Raw genomic sequence first — 16,237 nt, forward strand, 5'->3', positions numbered from 1 at the left:
TATGATTGCAGCTTTGCCGGTTGTAAGCTCCGAAGGGCTGCAATGCAAAGAACATGGGATATCTGGAGTTCGTCATGAGTGCTTTCCACGATCTGAAACTCAAAGCCCTGGACGGACAAGCGCTACCGCTGGCGCCTTTCAAGGGCCAAGTTGTGCTGGTGGTCAATGTTGCGTCCAAATGTGGTTTGACCCCGCAATACGCGGCGTTGGAAAACCTCTATCAGCAGTACAAGGACCAAGGGTTCACAGTGCTCGGCTTGCCATGCAACCAGTTTGCAGGCCAGGAGCCGGGCACCGAGGAACAGATTCAGCAGTTCTGCAGCCTGAACTACGGCGTGACCTTTCCACTGGGCAGCAAGATCGAGGTCAACGGGCCTGATCGGCACCAGTTGTACCGTTTGCTGGCGGGCGAGGGCGCTGAATTCCCCGGGGATATCACCTGGAACTTCGAGAAATTCCTGTTGGGTAAGGATGGCCGTGTACTTGCGCGCTTCTCACCACGCACGCCCCCGGAAGACCCCTCCATCATCCAGGCCATCGAAAAAGCCTTGAGCTGACGTCAGTGAAGGCCTGATCGTTCCTACGCTCTGCGTTGATCGTTGATCGTTCCCACGCTCTGCGTGGGAATGCCACCCTGGGCGCTCCGCGTCCCGCTTTTACTCCTTAATCATTTAGATCAATAGTGCTACTCAGCGCTGCAGGCTCTCCATATTATCCGCATCATAAATTCACTCTCCCGTGGAGCGTTCCATGCCCGTCCAAGCCTTGTTCAAACCCTTCCAGCTCGGTGCATTGCAACTGTCGACCCGCGTGGTCATGGCGCCCATGACTCGCTCGTTCTCCCCTGGCGGCGTACCCAATTCCAAAGTCATTGAGTACTACCGCCGCCGTGCCGCTGCCGGTGTGGGCTTGATCATCACTGAAGGCACCGTGGTCGGGCACCCAGCCTCCAATGGCTACCCCAACGTGCCGCATTTCTACGGTGAAGCCGCCTTGGCTGGCTGGAAGAAAGTGGTCGATGCAGTCCACGCCGAAGGCGGCAAGATTGTTCCGCAGCTGTGGCATGTGGGCAGTGTGCGCCGTATGGGCACTGAGCCTGATGCCAGCGTGCCGGCTTATGGCCCGATGGAAAAGCTCAAGGACGGCAATGTCGTTGTGCACGGCATGACCAAACAGGACATCAAGGACGTGATCAACGCCTTCGCCCAGGCCGCCAAGGATGCCCAGGCCATCGGCATGGACGGCGTGGAAATCCACGGTGCCCACGGCTACCTCGTGGACCAGTTCTTCTGGGAAGGCAGCAACCAGCGCACCGACGAATACGGTGGCAGCCTGGCCAACCGTTCGCGCTTCGCCATTGAGCTGATCCAGGCCACCCGCGCCGCTGTCGGCCCGGACTTTCCGATCATCTTGCGTTTCTCCCAGTGGAAGCAGCAGGACTACACCGCGCGCCTGGTGCAAACCCCTGAGGCGTTGGGTGAGTTTCTCAAGCCACTGTCTGACGCTGGCGTGGATATTTTCCACTGCTCCACCCGTCGTTTCTGGGAGCCGGAATTTGAAGGCTCCGACCTTAACCTCGCCGGTTGGACGCGTCAGCTAACCGGTAAGCCAACCATCACGGTAGGCAGCGTGGGCCTGGATGGCGAGTTCCTGCAGTTCATGGTCAACACCGACAAAGTTGCCCAGCCTGCCAGCCTGGAGAAACTGCTGGAGCGCCTGAACAACGATGAGTTCGACCTCGTGGCAGTGGGCCGTGCCTTGCTAGTGGACCCGGATTGGGCGGTGAAGGTGCGCGAAGGGCGCGAGAGTGACATCTTGCCCTTCAGTCGTGAGGCGTTGATGACTCTGGTGTGAGCGGTAAGAGGGCGGGCACCGGTTGGCCGTCCTCGCATACCCCGCGCAACTGGCGCTCGAACTGCTCGATAATCGCCGGCCAGCCCTGACGGCTGGCATGTTGTCGGGCATTCAAGCGCACTCTGCGCAACGTTTCGCGCTCCTCCAGCAGCCAGATGGCCGCGTCGCAAAATGCGTCTTCATCCCCAGGCATCGACAGTGCGCCGCTATAGCCATGGCGCAGATGCTGGCTCGCGGCGGCCTGGTCGTAAGCCACCACGCCCAGGCCAGACGCCATCGCTTCAAGCACCACATTGCCGAAGGTTTCGGTCAGGCTGGGGAACAGGAACAAATCCCCTGAGGCGTAATGCCTTGCCAGCTCTTCGCCGCGCTGCGTTCCGCAGAACACTGCATCGGGCAAATCGTGTTCCATCGACGAGCGCTGGGGGCCATCACCGACCACAATCAGCTTCATGCGCCGCATTGGATAGGCAGCCTGCAAGGCATCAAAGCAGCGCTTGAGCAGCCTCAGGTTCTTCTCTTGGGCCAGGCGTCCCACATGCAGCACAGCAATATCGTGGTTCTCCAACCCCCAATTTTCACGCATGGCGTTATCGCGTTTGGCCGGGTGGAACAATTGGCTGTCGACACCCCGGGATAACATATCCAGACGCTCAAAATGCCGGCGCTCCAGCTCCAGGCGCTGGCTGGCGCTCGGTACCAGGGTCAGGCTCGAGCGGTTATGAAACCAGCGCAGGTAATGGGTGACCACGCGGCTCAACAGGCTCAAGCCATACTGGTTCGAATACTGCTGAAAGTTGGTATGAAAGCCGCTGACTACGCCGATCCCCAGGCGCCTCGCAGCGCGCAGCGCCGAGAGCCCCAGCGGCCCTTCCGTGGCGATATACAGCACATCCGGGCGTTGCCGCGTCCAGCGGCGCAGCAACTTGCGCATTGACGATTGGCCCCATTGCAAGCCTGGATAGCCCGGCAGTGGCCAGCCGCGGCACAGCAGCAGTTCATCGTCGCTGGAGCGGTTTTGGTCGGCACTCTGGCGTGGGCGTACCAGCTCGACCTGATGACCGCGTGAACGCAAACCCTCGCACAGGCGGCCAAGGGTATTGGCCACCCCGTTGATTTCCGGCGGGAAGGTTTCGGTAATGAGGGTGATGTGAAGCGAGGCTGTCGTCATGACTCACAGTGTCGGCGTGGGCCATGTCGTCATTGTGTCAGGGCGATGATGGATTTATGACTTGGCCACCGCCGGCTGCGCCATCGCCTCGGCGCCTTGCTCCCGCACCCAGAACAGCGTCGCCCCGGCCACCGCCGCTGGCATCATCAACAGGTTGACCACCGGCACCAGCAGTACCAGGTAGACAATGCCGCCAAAACTCATGCTCTGCCAGCGTTTCTGGCGCAGCCACGCGAGCATTTCGTTCCAGCCCAGCTTGTGGTTGTCGGCCGGGTAGTCGATGTACTGGATCGCCATCATCCACACGCCAAACAGCAGCCACAACGGCGCCGCGATCAGGTTGACCACCGGGATGAACGACAGGATGAACAGGCCGATGGCACGTGGCAGGAAGTAACCCAGCTTGCGCATCTCCCGCGCCAGGGTGCGCGGGACCATGGCAGCCAGCTCACCCCAACTGAACGGCGGGAAGTCGTCGGTGCCACGTACCACGACCTCGACCTTCTCGGCGAGGAACCCGTTGAACGGCGCGGCGATAATATTGGCGAGCATGGTGAAGGTGAAAAACACCATCAGCACCACCAGCACGACAAACAGCGGCCACAACAGGTAATTCAAAAAGCCTAGCCAGTGGGGCAGCGTCGGCATCAAGCTGTCGACCCACAGGCTGAACTGATGGCCGGCGAAATAGATCAACCCGACGAACAGCACCAGGTTGATCGCCAACGGCAACAGCACAAACAGGCGCAGGCCTGGGCTCAACACCAGTTTGAGGCCTTCACGCAGGTATTGCGGGCCGGAAAGAGCAGGGGCGGGCATGGGGTACTCCGAGCAAAATGGCGAACGCGCCGACCTTACCGGCTTTGCACCTGATGTGAAAGCGCGGGCAGGTAGGCGACATCCAGGGTTACAAAGGTGTCGATTAGCTTGATTGCACGCATAGAGAACACCTATGAGCTGGATTGTTATTGCGTATTTCCTTAATCTTGCCCCCCTCGATACGCTGCACCCATTATTTTTCAGGACCTGGCGAGTCAAAGCCTTCCCCAAGTGCTTCGCGGTCCTTTTTTATTCCCGCCGCCCTGTGGTCCGGGCGGTCGGTAGGAGTGAGTCATGTCTGATACCCGTCATTCCCGAGTGATTATTCTCGGTTCCGGCCCTGCCGGTTACAGCGCCGCTGTCTACGCTGCCCGGGCCAATCTCAAGCCGTTGCTGATCACCGGCATGCAGGCGGGCGGTCAGTTGACCACCACTACTGAAGTCGACAACTGGCCGGGCGATGTCCATGGCTTGACTGGCCCGGTGCTCATGGAACGCATGAAAGAGCATGCCGAGCGCTTTGAAACCGAGATCGTCTTCGACCATATCAACCAGGTCGACTTCTCGAAAAAGCCTTACAGCCTGACCGGTGACAGCGGTGTGTACACCTGCGATGCACTGATCATTGCCACTGGTGCCAGTGCGCGTTACCTGGGCCTGCCGTCGGAAGAAGCGTTCATGGGCAAGGGTGTTTCCGCCTGCGCCACTTGCGATGGTTTCTTCTACCGCAACAAGCCGGTTGCCGTGGTCGGCGGTGGCAACACGGCCGTGGAAGAGGCGCTGTACCTGGCCAACATCGCCAGCACCGTGACCCTGGTTCACCGCCGCGAGACCTTCCGCGCCGAGAAGATCCTGATCGACAAGCTGCACGCCCGTGTCGCTGAAGGCAAGATCATCCTCAAGCTCAACGCCACCCTGGATGAAGTCCTGGGCGACAACATGGGTGTGACCGGTGCCCGTCTGAAAAACAACGACGGCAGTTTCGACGAGCTGAAAGTGGACGGCGTGTTCATCGCTATCGGCCACACTCCGAACACCTCACTGTTCGAAGGCGTGCTGGAAGCCAAAGACGGGTACCTGGTGGTGCAGGGCGGCCGCGAAGGCAATGCAACTGCGACCAACATCGAAGGTATCTTCGCTGCCGGCGACGTGGCAGACCACGTTTACCGCCAGGCCATCACCTCGGCCGGCGCCGGTTGCATGGCGGCCCTGGATGCCGAGCGTTACCTCGACGGTTTGAAGGACGCTTCGTTCTAAACCCGTTGACTCAAAAAAACCGGCGAAAGCCGGTTTTTTTATGCCTGGGATCTAACCTACACCACTAAACAAATGTGGGAGCTGGCTTGCCTGCGATAGCGGTGTGATAGTCACCACCGCCATCGCGGGCAAGCCCGGCTCCCACATTGAGCGGGGTTGGTTATTAAATCAGCGGCGAGTCAGAGGCTGTTCAGCAAACTTCACTGCGGCCAGTCCATGGGCAATCAACGCCCGGATATTGCCATGGTCACTGCCCTCAGGCGTCGCCACCACCGACCGGTAATGCTCACCAAACGCCAGCAGTGCTTCCTTATCACTCAACCCTTCCAGCAGCGCCAAACCCAGGGTCTTGCACGACCCTTCATTCTGCCCAGCGGCATTTTCCACACCGCCGTTGATGAAGGCTTGCGGCTGGTAGTCGTAACCCGCCGCGACGAACGCCAAGGTATCGGCAAAGGCGTGTTCGCCGCTGTTGAGGCTGGCGCGCAGGGTGTTCAAATCAGTCATGAGGCTTTCCTTTGGCGAACGCGGCCTGTTGGTCTACGTTGGCTTCTTGCTGGTATTGGGCTTTCCACTCGGCGTACGGCATGCCGTACACCACTTCACGGGCGTCATCGAGGCTGACCTCGATCTGGCGTTCGTCGGCCTCGGCCTTGTACCACTTGGACAGGCAGTTGCGGCAGAAGCCGGCGAGGTTCATCAGGTCGATATTCTGCACATCCTTGCGGCTGTCCAGGTGGGCCACCAATCGGCGAAAGGCGGCGGCTTCGAGTTCGAGGCGTTGTTGGTCGTTCATAGGGCTCACTTAGTATCAGCGGCTGGCGGCCAGAGTGATCGAAACCGACTCGGCAAAGCGCAGCGCGTGGGGCTTGTCCACTTCGACTTCGGCGTACAGCACCGATTCGTTGCTCATCACCAGGTCCAGCAATTCCTGGGTCAGGCGCTCCAGCAGGGCAAAGCGATTGCCTTCGACGTGAGCGATGATGGCCTTGGTGATGGTGCGGTAGTTCAGGGCGTGGTCGATGTCGTTGTCACGCACGGCTTCCTGGGCGGCATACAGGATGGTCAGGTTGATCAGTACATCCTGCTTGTTGAGGATTTCGTCCTCGTTGATGCCGATAAAGGTGCGCAGGCACAGGTCCTTGACCCGGATACGCGCCATGCCTGGTTGAAGTTGTGGCATTGCTACTTGCTCCGTCCAATCAGTTGCAGGAACTCCATGCGGGTGGTGTTCGACTCGCGAAAGGCGCCGAGCATCACCGAGGTGTTCATGGTTGAATTCTGTTTCTCCACGCCGCGCATCATCATGCACATGTGCTTGGCTTCGATCACCACCGCCACACCGGCGGCCTGGGTCACGTCCTGGATGGCGTCGGCGATTTGCCGCGTGAGGTTCTCCTGGATCTGCAGGCGCCGGGCGAACATGTCGACAATGCGCGCCAGTTTTGACAGGCCCAGCACCTTGCCGGTCGGAATATAGGCCACATGGGCCTTGCCGATGAAGGGCAGCAGGTGATGCTCGCACAACGAGTACAACTCGATGTCCTTGAGGATCACCATCTCGTCATTGTCGGACGCGAACAGCGCGCCGTTGACGATTTCCTCCAGATTCTGCTCATAGCCATGACACAGGTACTGCATGGCCTTGGCGGCACGCTTGGGCGTATCGAGCAGGCCCTCGCGCTGCGGGTCTTCGCCCAGGCCCTTGAGGATCTCGCGGTAGTGGTGGGGCAGGGATAAGGTCATACAACATCCTCGTAAACGGCTTACTTGATATGCCGCCCACCGTTGACGGTCAGGGTGGTACCGGTGACATAGGGATTGTCCAGCAGGTAACGCACGCTCTGGTAGATCACCTCGGGCCCGGGTTCGATGCCCAGGGCCGACTTGGCCAGGACCTTGGCGCGATAGGCCGCGTCATCGCCTTCGTTGAACATCACCATCGCCGGTGCGATACCGTTGACCTTGATCAGCGGCGCGAACTGTGCGGCAAACGATAACGTGAGGCTGTCGAGCCCGGCCTTGGTGGCGCAATAGGCGATGTGCTGCTGGCTGCCCTTGCGCACCACGTCATCGCTGATATGCACGATATCGGCGGGTGTCGAGCGTTGCAGCAAAGGTGAACAATGCAGGTTGATCAGGTACGGCGCAAGCATGTGCACGCTGAACATGTCGATAAAGGCACGGCTTTCGTCGCCCGGGGTTTCGGCGACCCAGGCTGAAGCGTTGTGGATGATTGCTCGCAGGCTTTGAGTATGGGTTTTGACTGCGGCAATGAAAGCCAGCACTCCGGCTTCGCTGGAGAAATCGGCAAACACGCCGATGGCACCGCGCTCACGCAGCGCCTGCACGCCGGGGCGTTCGCTGCGGTAGCTGAACATCACCGCTTGGCCTTCATCCAACAGGCGCTCGGCACAATGCAGGCCGACACGCTGGCCGGCACCGGTGATCAGGATCGGAGCGTTGGTTGCATTCATGGGAGGCTCAAGTCGCTGGCAGGCTCAAACTATACCAGCGCGCCGGCCTCCCTGTACTCAAGCGGCGGCTTCAGTGACTTTGCGAGGGGGCGAAGGGTGCAGCCAGTTCGCCAGCAGATGGGTCGACAGCGGTATAAAGAAATAAACCATCAACGGGGTCAGGGCTGCGGTGCTCACCAGTACGCGGCTGAACAGGTCCAACTCGCTGAGCAGCGGCCCCAGGCCGAAGTTGAACAGCAACGATACCGGGAAAAAAGCCAACCAGATGGCCACCGCCTGTTTCCAGCGTGGCGGGCGGGCACCCGCTGCGCCGAACCAGCCATCGATACCGCTGACACGGTGTTCCGACGGGTTGGCAAATAGCTCGCTGCCACGGCTCAGCCACGCGCTGCGCGAAGCGGAGAACTCCCATGCGTGCAGGGTTTTTTCATCGGCGAAGCGGAAGATGATCTGGAATTCATCATCATGGGGTGGTGGCGCCAGCACGCCGGAGCCCAGGTAACCGGGGAAGTCAGTCGCCAATTGCTCGCCTTCGCGCAGCCAGGCCATCAGTTCTTCGTAGCGACCTTTGGCCACGCGGCGCGCAACCATCAGGGTGACGGGTGAGGTAGACATCGTATATCTCCAAATCAGCAAGTGCGCCGAGCCGGGTAGGCGGCGCACGAACGAAGCTGCGGGGTGGTGCAGCGACGCAAAAGAACAGGCAAGGATTATTCCGGTTTTGCCCAAATACGCCAGAAACTTCGGATGGATCGCCGTAGATCTTGAATCATGCAGTTCAATCGGCGTTAAATAGGATCCAAATTCATACAAGTTTTTTGACTGCTGATGCCTGAAATCACTGCGCCTCTTCGCGAAACGACACCCGACAGCCACACTGACTGCGAGGGCCTGTTTCCGATTCGTGAAGTGGCAAGACTCACAGGCGTGAACCCGGTAACGCTACGTGCCTGGGAGCGTCGCTACGGTTTGATCCAGCCTGTACGCACCGAAAGTGGGCACAGGCTTTACTCAAGCACCGATATCGAAACCGTGCACCGCATCCTCGACTGGATCGAGCGTGGCGTAGCGGTGAGCAAAGTCGGCAAGCTTTTGGCGCGCGACCCACAGCCCAACGAGCCGGCTACAGCGTCACGCAGCGATACCGAACTGGAGTGGCGCCAATGGCAGGCGCAACTGCGGCAGGCCATCAGTGCCTTTGATGATCGTGAGCTCGACCGGTTGTACGGCCAGATCTTCAGCGTCTATTCGACGACCGTGGTGTTCCAGGACATTTTGGTCCCGCTGTGGCAGCAGTTGTTACGTCACCAAGGCCGCTTTGGCCAAGCCAGCGAGTGGCTGTTCTTCGACAATTTCCTGCGCTCGCGCGTCGCACGGTGCCTGCAAATAGCCTGTGCCTCGCCAGTGCCCAGGGTGTTGCTCTCAGCCATTGCCGGAGAGTGCCGTGAGCTGGAGTTGCTGGTGGCGGGCTTGTTGATGTCGAGCGAGAAACTGGCGGTCAAGGTCCTGGGCGTTGGCCAGCCACTGGATGAGTTGACGCTGATCTGCGAGCGCACTCGGCCGCAAGCCCTGGTGCTGTTTTCCAACCATGCCCCTGGCGCAGAGTTGGCGTCACGGCTCAATCGCCTGGCCTTCACCCTCGATTGCCCGTTGTTGCTGGCTGGAGAGGCGTCAGAGCTGGCAGAACTCAGCCTGGAGGGGGCATCGATTGGTTGCCTGGGCAATGACGGGCGCTTGATGCCGCGCCGCTTGCAGCAACTGCTCAGCGGCCATCTGGAGTCTCAGGCATGAACGTGAGGATGGACCAGGCGATGCTGGTGCAGGATGAACTGGCGTAACCGTTCGATCTCATCAGCATCGCTTTGGCTCAGGCGGTAGGCGAACAGGCCGCGGGCGGTTACCCGCTCCAGCGTACCGCGCAGGGCGATGCGTTCGTAGCCGGAAGGGCTGAACCACAGGGAAAACGTCTTTGGCGGTTTGACCCGGCCACGCACCTCTACCAGCACCCCTTTGAATGACACTTCGTGCACCCACAGCGCGCTGGAGTAGCCCTTGATGTTTTCCAGCGCCACCGGCGTTTCAAGCGCCAGGCGCCACGGGCGGATCATCGGCCCATCTTCAAAAATGCTCGGTACGCCCAAGCGTAAATGCACAGCATGAAACTCATCTTCCACCAAGTGCAACGGGAAGGTGAGTTGCTGGTTGTCGAACTGCGCCTGGATGGTGACCTGGTCGTGAGCCGCTAGCCGCGTGAGCAGATCGCGAATCTGTGCGCCGCCATTAACCGTCAGGCTCGACCATGCATCCCGCAGGTTGAGCTGCGGGTTGTGTGTCATGTCCTGGATAAAATCCAGCTCGTCCTGCGTCAATAGCGTGTCGCGTTGCATTGATCTGGCTCAAGGCTGAGGCATTAAAAAGCCATTATCGCTCTAAAGACCGCATTTTTTACAGTTTGTTAAATCCACTCGTCGCCTTGAGTGCGGCGAGCTCGCTCTTGAGCTCGGCCAACTGAGCTTCCAGTTGGGCGACACGCTTTTGTGCCTTGACTTGAGTGGTGACGTCTTTCTGCACACCGACGAAATAGGTTTGCTTGTCGACCTCGTTGTACACGGTCGAAAGCGATAGCTCGTTCCAGAAAGGCGTGCCGTCCTTACGGTAGTTACGCAGGATCTCTCGGCAGGTGCCGCCGCTGTCGAGTGCATCACGAATGGCGATCAAGGCCGGTTGGTCGCGGTCGCCCGCCTGCAGGAAGCGGCAGTCCTGATAGAGGATCTCGTCCAGCGTGTAGCCAGTCATCCTTTCGAAGGCCGGGTTGACGTAGATCAGTGGTTTCTCCCGGCCTTCGCGCTCGGCAACAACGATTCCGTCGTTGGACGCATTGACGACCATTTGCAGCAGTTTGGCGTTAATCATAGAGCGGTCCATGGCCTGGTTTTGACCTTGCCAGTTTATGGCAAGTCTGGAATGTTGCACGGTGCGCACTGAAATATTGGCACGGGCTGCTAATATCCCACGCTTTCACTCAACTACAGGATCAGATTGATGAAAGTCGCCATCCTCTCCGGCTCGGTCTACGGTACGGCTGAAGAAGTCGCTCGCCACGCGGAAGAAATCCTCAAGGACGCAGGTTTCAACGCCTGGCACAACGCGCGTGCCACGCTGGCAGACGTGCAGGCCTTTGCTCCCGATGCATTCCTGGCAGTGACCTCGACCACCGGCATGGGCGAGCTGCCCGACAATCTGCAGCCTCTGTACTCAACCATCCGCGACCAACTGCCCGCCGCCTGGCGCGGCCTGCCGGGAGCGGTCATCGGCCTGGGCGACGCCAGCTATGGCGATACCTTCTGTGGCGGCGGTGAACAAATGCGCGAATTGTTCGCCGAACTGGGCATCCGCGAAGTGCAGCCGATGCTGCGCCTGGACGCCAGCGAAAGCGTCACCCCGGAAGCTGACGCCGAGCCTTGGCTGGCCGATTTGATCACCGCGCTGCGCGGTTGAACCCCAGGGAGCGCCGTTATTGACGGCGCTTGTTTGACACGTATTTGTACTATTCTCTTGACTGACTCGCTCAGTCATCAAGCTGGCTGCCAAGGAAACTCCTTGCGCCTCGGCGTCTGACTAGACTGGCTCTCACTTTAGACACCATAAGAAGTGCGCCAAGGAGGTCATTGCCATGAGCCTAGCCCCTGCACCATCGCCACAAAACGTCAAAGCCCAGGTCAGCGCCGCCGAATGGCAAACCCGCGTGGACCTCGCGGCCTGCTATCGCCTGGTGGCCATGCACGGCTGGGATGACCTGATCTTCACGCATATTTCGGCCAAGGTGCCGGGCACTGAAGATTTCCTGATCAACCCCTATGGGCTGATGTTCCATGAGATCACCGCGTCGAGCCTGGTCAAGGTTGACCAGGCCGGCAATAAGCAAATGGACAGCCCCTACGAGATCAACCCTGCGGGCTACACCATCCACAGCGCCATCCACGAAGTGCGCCACGACGTGACCTGCGTGCTGCACACCCACACCGCTGCCGGCGTGGCGGTGTGTGCGCAAAAGCAGGGTGTATTGCCCATCAGCCAGCAATCGCTGTTTGTGCTCTCCAGCCTGGGCTATCACGCCTATGAAGGCGTGGCGCTCAATCATGAGGAAAAGGCCCGGTTGCAAGCGGATCTGGGTCCGAACAATTTCCTGATGCTGCACAACCACGGCCTGCTGACCTGCGCCGGCACCATCGCCGACACCTTCCTGATGATGTTCACCTTCCAGCGCGCCTGCGAGATCCAGGTACTGGCCCAAAGCGGCGGCACCGAGTTGATAGCCATCGAGCCGCAGATTCTCGCTGGTGCCAAGGCGATGGTGGCAGCTGTCACAAAAAGCGCCCAAGGTATGGGCGGTGCGCTGGCCTGGCCGGCGCTGCTGCGCAAACTGGATAATCAGGACCCCGGGTATAAAAGCTGATGCCACTCGCCGAGATACCGCTCAGAGCCTGGCGCAAGCGCGGCCAGGACTTCGTCTTTCGTGGCCACACCGTGCGGTATTGGGTGGCCGGGCAGGGCGAGCCGTTGCTGCTGATTCATGGTTTCCCCACGGCCAGTTGGGACTGGCACTACCTGTGGCAACCCCTGGCCCAGCGCAACCTGGTGATTGCCTGCGACATGCTCGGCTTTGGCGACTCGGCCAAACCTTTGGACCACGACTATTGCCTGTTGGAACAGGCCGATCTGCAACAGGCGTTGCTTGAGCACCTGCGCGTAGAGCAGCCGGTGCATGTGTTGGCTCATGACTACGGCGACAGTGTCGCCCAGGAATTATTGGCCCGGCATTACGAGGGGCGGTTCCAGATGGCGAGTTGTGTATTTCTCAACGGCGGGCTGTTTCCGGAAACCCATCGGCCGGCGCTGGTGCAAAAGCTGCTGCTCAGCCCGTTGGGCTGGATGATCGGTCGGGCCTTTGGGCGCAATGCCTTGGCCAGCAGTTTCAACCAGATCTTCGGCCCCCAGACGCGGCCCAGTGAAAGCGTGCTGGATGATTTCTGGAGTTTGATCAGTTGCAACGACGGCCCGCGTATCCTGCACAAACTGATCGCCTACATCCCCCAGCGCCGTCGTCTGCGCGAGCGCTGGCTCACGGCCATGCAGCGAGGCGAAGTACCTTTACGGGTGATCGACGGCGAGGTGGACCCGATTTCCGGGGCTCATATGGTCGAGCGCTATCGCCAACTGGTGCCCCAGCCCGACACGATAAGACTGGCCAATATCGGCCATTACCCGCAGATCGAGGCGCCGGTCCAGGTGCTCAAGCATTACCAGGCGTTTCGTGAGCGCATCAGCCAGCCTTCACCGCGCGCGGCCTATTCCTGAGCCTGCGCATCATCCCGCTGCCTTATCAAGCACCATTCAGCCCTGGCCGTCTTTATTGTGACCAAAGGCTGCTTGCGTGACACTCTGCCTATTCCCATTGTCGCCAGCGGAGTTCGGTATGAGTGAGTCAGTGCAGTTCCAGGATAAGGTGGTGATCGTCACCGGCGCCGGTGGTGGCTTGGGCCAGGCCCATGCGCTGCTGTTCGCCAGGCACGGGGCCAAAGTGCTGGTCAACGACCTGGGGGGGTCAACCCAAGGCGAGGGCGCCAACGCCTCGGCGGCCGACCGGGTGGTGGCGCAGATCCGCGCGGCGGGCGGCATTGCCGAAGCCAACCATGACTCCGTCACCGACGGCGACAAGATCGTACAGAACGCCCTGGATGTCTTCGGCCGGGTCGACGTGGTGGTCAACAACGCCGGCATCCTGCGCGACAAGACCTTCCATAAAATGGATGACAGCGACTGGGACCTGGTTTACCGGGTGCACGTCGAAGGCGCCTACAAAGTCACCCGCGCCGCCTGGCCGCATTTGCGCGAGCAGGGTTATGGCCGGGTGATCTTCACGGCGTCGACGTCCGGTATCTACGGCAACTTCGGCCAGTCCAACTACGGCATGGCCAAGTTGGGCCTGTATGGCTTGACGCGTACCCTGGCGCTGGAAGGGCGTAAGAACAACATCCTGGTCAACGCGATTGCCCCCACCGGTGGCACACGCATGACCGAAGGGCTGATCCCGCCGCAGGTGTTCGAGCGCCTCAAGCCGGAACTGGTCAGCCCACTGGTGGTGTACCTGGGCAGTGACGCCTGTGAGGAAACCGCAGGCTTGTTTGAAGTGGGTGGCGGCTGGATCGGCAAGACCCGTTGGGAGCGCAGCCTGGGTGTGGGTTTTGATCCCGAGGCCGGTTTTTCGCCGGAGGATGTGGCCGCGCACTGGCAGCAGATCTGCGATTTCGAAGGGGCTGCGCACCCCAAGGACAATATTGAGGCGCTGAAGGAAATGATGGCCAACTTGCAGAAGTTCAGCCTCTGATCATTGCCGGTAAATCAATGAATCCCACGGGGCGTCGATGACGCCCCGTTTTATTGCAGACATAAAAAAGGCCGCTGCATAGGCAGCGGCCGAAGTAAGACGTTGGATCAAGGAGCGACAAATCAACGTCAGTGAACACCGGGAACAGACTGATTACAGGATCAATCCGTTATAAATCAGCTTTTCTCCCCATTGCGGGAGCGGGCCGTTTGCCCTGAAAGCCAGGTAAGAATAATCGGTTGTAACAGAATGAGTAATAGCAGTTCGGGACAAGGACTATTACCAAATCGACAATAATTGCCCGGCACCATCGATGCCTCTGATAAGCCTTCATCCATCGCATGCATGGCCCGGTCCAGCGCCCGGCCAGAGAACCCCGTCATCCTTTCGAGCGACAACACGAATACCTCCTTGGTGCGCTTATCGCCCCTCAAGGGCGGCAGTAGGGTGGAGCCTTCTGTCACTCACCGGGGAAGACGCATGACAAAAACAATAATGCGCGCCATCTTCACGCCACAGGCGCTGGCCACTGCGGTTGCGCTGGGCTGCTGTGCCCAGGCGCAGGCTGTTTCGTTCAACATCGGCGAGATCGAAGGGCAATTCGACTCCTCGCTGTCGGTCGGCGCCAGTTGGGGCATGCGCGATGCCGACAAAAGCCTGGTCGGCACGGTCAATGGCGGGACGGGCCAGGCGTCCACCGGTGATGACGGGCGCCTCAACTTCAAGAAGGGCGAGACCTTCTCCAAGATCTTCAAGGGGCTGCACGACCTTGAGTTGAAGTACGGCGACACCGGGGTATTCGTGCGTGGCAAGTATTGGTACGACTTCGAGCTCAAGGACGAAGACCGCGAGTTCAAGCCCATCAGCGACCACAACCGCAAGGAAGGCGCCAAGTCCAGCGGTGCGCAGATCCTCGATGCCTTCGTCTACCACAACTACTCCCTGGGCGACCTGCCCGGCACCGTGCGCGCCGGCAAGCAGGTGGTCAGTTGGGGCGAAAGTACCTTCATCGGTAACTCCATCAACAGCATCAACCCGATCGACGTGTCGGCGTTCCGCAGGCCCGGTGCCGAGATCAAGGAAGGCTTGATCCCGGTGAACATGCTGTTTGCCTCCCAGAGCCTGACCAATCAACTGACCGTGGAAGGTTTCTATCAACTGGAATGGGACCAGACGGTGCTCGACAACTGCGGCACCTTCTTCGGCGGGGACGTGGCGGCGGATGGCTGCACCAATAACTACACCGTGGGCAGCCCGGCGATCCGACCGCTGCAACCGGTGGCGGCTGCCTTTGGCCAAGGGTTTGGCGTGACCAATGAAGGTGTGATTGTGCGGCGTGCCGGTGACCGCGATGCGCGCGACTCCGGCCAATTCGGCGCAGCCCTGCGCTGGCTGGGTGATGACACTGAATACGGCCTGTACTTCATGAACTACCACAGTCGCACACCGACCGTCGGCACCCTGACCGCCAATACCAACCTGGCCACCATCGGGCGCATCATCAACACCGCCAACGCCCTGGCGCCCGGTTCCGGGGGCGGTTTGGCGCAAAGCACCATGCTCGGCCGCGGCCAGTACTACCTGGATTACCCGGAAGACATCCGCCTGTTCGGCGCCAGTTTCTCCACCACCTTGCCCACGGGCACGGCGTGGACCGGCGAAATCAGCTATCGGCCCAATGCGCCGGTACAGCTCAACACCACCGACCTGACCCTGGCCCTGGTCAACCCCATTGCGGGCCAACTCGCCTCACCCATCCGCAGCAATTTCGGCGATGACAACAAAGGCTATCGCCGCAAGGAAATCACCCAGATTCAGAGCACCATGACCCAGTTCTTCGACCAGGTACTGGGCGCCGAGCGCCTGACCCTGGTGGGCGAAGCGGCGGTGGTGCACGTCGCCGGCCTGGAAGACAAAACCAAACTGCGCTATGGCCGAGACTCGGTGTACGGCGCCTACGGTTTTCAAGGTGACACCGACGGTTTCGTCACCTCCACCTCCTGGGGCTACCGGGCGCGGGCGATCCTTGACTACAACAACGCGATTGCCGGTGTGAACCTCAAGCCCAACCTGTCCTGGTCCCATGACGTCGCGGGCTACGGCCCCAACGGCCTGTTCAACAAAGGCGCCAAGGCCATCAGCGTCGGCGTGGATGCGGACTATCGCAGCACCTACACCGCAAGCCTCAGCTACACCGACTTTTTTGGCGGTGACTACAACACCCTGACCGACCGCGACTTCCTCGCCCTCAGCTTCGGCGTGAACTTCTGA

General features: G+C 60.1%; 20 protein-coding genes. 9 read left to right on the forward strand and 11 right to left on the reverse strand.

The window, feature by feature from the left end; translation table 11 throughout:
- Positions 1 to 74 precede the first annotated feature (74 nt).
- Together FXO12_RS23920 and FXO12_RS23925 are read left to right on the forward strand one after the other, a co-directional pair.
- Positions 75 to 557 carry a glutathione peroxidase gene (locus FXO12_RS23920; protein WP_054896977.1) on the forward strand — a complete coding sequence of 161 codons (483 nt, stop codon included), beginning with the start codon at positions 75 to 77 and terminating at the stop codon, positions 555 to 557.
- A gap of 193 nt (positions 558 to 750) precedes the next feature.
- Complete coding sequence (locus tag FXO12_RS23925; RefSeq protein ID WP_034128747.1) at positions 751 to 1,854, forward strand: NADH:flavin oxidoreductase; 1,104 nt, start codon at positions 751 to 753, stop codon at positions 1,852 to 1,854.
- Here FXO12_RS23925 and FXO12_RS23930 read toward each other — a convergent pair.
- Together FXO12_RS23930 and cysZ are read right to left on the reverse strand one after the other, a co-directional pair.
- Positions 1,823 to 3,025: a glycosyltransferase family 1 protein gene (locus FXO12_RS23930; protein ID WP_034128746.1), complete on the reverse strand. Its 1,203-nt coding sequence runs from the start codon at positions 3,023 to 3,025 to the stop codon at positions 1,823 to 1,825. The two genes, FXO12_RS23925 and FXO12_RS23930, sit on opposite strands and share 32 nt — an antisense overlap.
- 54 nt (positions 3,026 to 3,079) lie before the next feature.
- On the reverse strand, positions 3,080 to 3,844 hold the full coding sequence (gene cysZ, locus FXO12_RS23935) for a sulfate transporter CysZ (RefSeq protein ID WP_054896976.1): 765 nt from the start codon (positions 3,842 to 3,844) through the stop codon (positions 3,080 to 3,082).
- Between the two features lie 294 nt (positions 3,845 to 4,138).
- Between cysZ and trxB the strand changes: the two genes are divergently transcribed.
- Entirely contained in the window at positions 4,139 to 5,101 is a 963-nt protein-coding gene (gene trxB / locus FXO12_RS23940) for a thioredoxin-disulfide reductase (protein WP_010206474.1), read from the forward strand.
- A gap of 168 nt (positions 5,102 to 5,269) precedes the next feature.
- On the opposite strand, the gene FXO12_RS23945 is transcribed toward trxB, so the two are convergent.
- The 6 genes from FXO12_RS23945 to FXO12_RS23970 are packed head-to-tail and all read right to left on the reverse strand — an operon-like array spanning position 5,270 to position 8,193.
- A complete protein-coding gene (locus tag FXO12_RS23945) occupies positions 5,270 to 5,608 on the reverse strand; it encodes a HopJ type III effector protein (RefSeq protein WP_054896975.1) in 339 nt (112 codons plus the stop codon).
- Positions 5,601 to 5,897 carry a DUF1244 domain-containing protein gene (locus tag FXO12_RS23950; protein WP_057975046.1) on the reverse strand — a complete coding sequence of 99 codons (297 nt, stop codon included), beginning with the start codon at positions 5,895 to 5,897 and terminating at the stop codon, positions 5,601 to 5,603. Before FXO12_RS23950 ends, FXO12_RS23945 begins: the two co-directional genes overlap by 8 nt.
- Before the next feature lie 15 nt (positions 5,898 to 5,912).
- Positions 5,913 to 6,284, reverse strand: coding sequence for a dihydroneopterin triphosphate 2'-epimerase (folX, locus tag FXO12_RS23955; protein ID WP_003194073.1), 372 nt, complete (start codon positions 6,282 to 6,284; stop codon positions 5,913 to 5,915).
- A gap of 2 nt (positions 6,285 to 6,286) precedes the next feature.
- Positions 6,287 to 6,847 carry a GTP cyclohydrolase I FolE gene (folE, locus tag FXO12_RS23960; RefSeq protein WP_003194072.1) on the reverse strand — a complete coding sequence of 187 codons (561 nt, stop codon included), beginning with the start codon at positions 6,845 to 6,847 and terminating at the stop codon, positions 6,287 to 6,289.
- 20 nt (positions 6,848 to 6,867) lie between these two features.
- Positions 6,868 to 7,578: a dihydromonapterin reductase gene (gene folM, locus FXO12_RS23965; RefSeq protein ID WP_054921547.1), complete on the reverse strand. Its 711-nt coding sequence runs from the start codon at positions 7,576 to 7,578 to the stop codon at positions 6,868 to 6,870.
- 57 nt (positions 7,579 to 7,635) lie between these two features.
- Entirely contained in the window at positions 7,636 to 8,193 is a 558-nt protein-coding gene (locus tag FXO12_RS23970) for a hypothetical protein (RefSeq protein ID WP_054896973.1), read from the reverse strand.
- Positions 8,194 to 8,406: 213 nt separating this feature from the next.
- Between FXO12_RS23970 and FXO12_RS23975 the strand changes: the two genes are divergently transcribed.
- Positions 8,407 to 9,369: a MerR family transcriptional regulator gene (locus FXO12_RS23975; protein ID WP_057975047.1), complete on the forward strand. Its 963-nt coding sequence runs from the start codon at positions 8,407 to 8,409 to the stop codon at positions 9,367 to 9,369.
- On the opposite strand, the gene FXO12_RS23980 is transcribed toward FXO12_RS23975, so the two are convergent.
- Entirely contained in the window at positions 9,360 to 9,965 is a 606-nt protein-coding gene (locus FXO12_RS23980; RefSeq protein ID WP_034128738.1) for a hypothetical protein, read from the reverse strand. The genes FXO12_RS23975 and FXO12_RS23980 overlap by 10 nt on opposite strands.
- Before the next feature lie 58 nt (positions 9,966 to 10,023).
- Positions 10,024 to 10,491: a PAS domain-containing protein gene (locus FXO12_RS23985; protein WP_057975048.1), complete on the reverse strand. Its 468-nt coding sequence runs from the start codon at positions 10,489 to 10,491 to the stop codon at positions 10,024 to 10,026.
- Between the two features lie 129 nt (positions 10,492 to 10,620).
- On the opposite strand from FXO12_RS23985, the gene FXO12_RS23990 reads away from it, so the two are divergent.
- From FXO12_RS23990 to FXO12_RS24005, 4 genes are all read left to right on the forward strand, one after another.
- On the forward strand, positions 10,621 to 11,076 hold the full coding sequence (locus tag FXO12_RS23990) for a flavodoxin (protein WP_014719876.1): 456 nt from the start codon (positions 10,621 to 10,623) through the stop codon (positions 11,074 to 11,076).
- A gap of 175 nt (positions 11,077 to 11,251) precedes the next feature.
- Positions 11,252 to 12,034, forward strand: coding sequence for a class II aldolase/adducin family protein (locus FXO12_RS23995; protein ID WP_054896970.1), 783 nt, complete (start codon positions 11,252 to 11,254; stop codon positions 12,032 to 12,034).
- Positions 12,034 to 12,936, forward strand: coding sequence for an alpha/beta fold hydrolase (locus FXO12_RS24000; RefSeq protein WP_054921550.1), 903 nt, complete (start codon positions 12,034 to 12,036; stop codon positions 12,934 to 12,936). Before FXO12_RS23995 ends, FXO12_RS24000 begins: the two co-directional genes overlap by 1 nt.
- 118 nt (positions 12,937 to 13,054) lie before the next feature.
- Positions 13,055 to 13,966, forward strand: a complete 912-nt coding sequence (locus tag FXO12_RS24005; RefSeq protein WP_034128734.1) for an SDR family oxidoreductase — start codon at positions 13,055 to 13,057, stop codon at positions 13,964 to 13,966.
- Positions 13,967 to 14,142: 176 nt separating this feature from the next.
- Here FXO12_RS24005 and FXO12_RS24010 read toward each other — a convergent pair whose 3' ends face one another.
- Positions 14,143 to 14,367: a hypothetical protein gene (locus FXO12_RS24010; protein ID WP_125919831.1), complete on the reverse strand. Its 225-nt coding sequence runs from the start codon at positions 14,365 to 14,367 to the stop codon at positions 14,143 to 14,145.
- 79 nt (positions 14,368 to 14,446) lie between these two features.
- Here FXO12_RS24010 and FXO12_RS24015 point away from each other — a divergent pair, with 79 nt between their 5' ends.
- Entirely contained in the window at positions 14,447 to 16,237 is a 1,791-nt protein-coding gene (locus FXO12_RS24015; RefSeq protein ID WP_014719872.1) for a DUF1302 domain-containing protein, read from the forward strand.

The sequence above is a fragment of the Pseudomonas sp. J380 genome (assembly GCF_009827115.1).
Taxonomy (GTDB): Bacteria; Pseudomonadota; Gammaproteobacteria; order Pseudomonadales; family Pseudomonadaceae; genus Aquipseudomonas; species Aquipseudomonas paracarnis.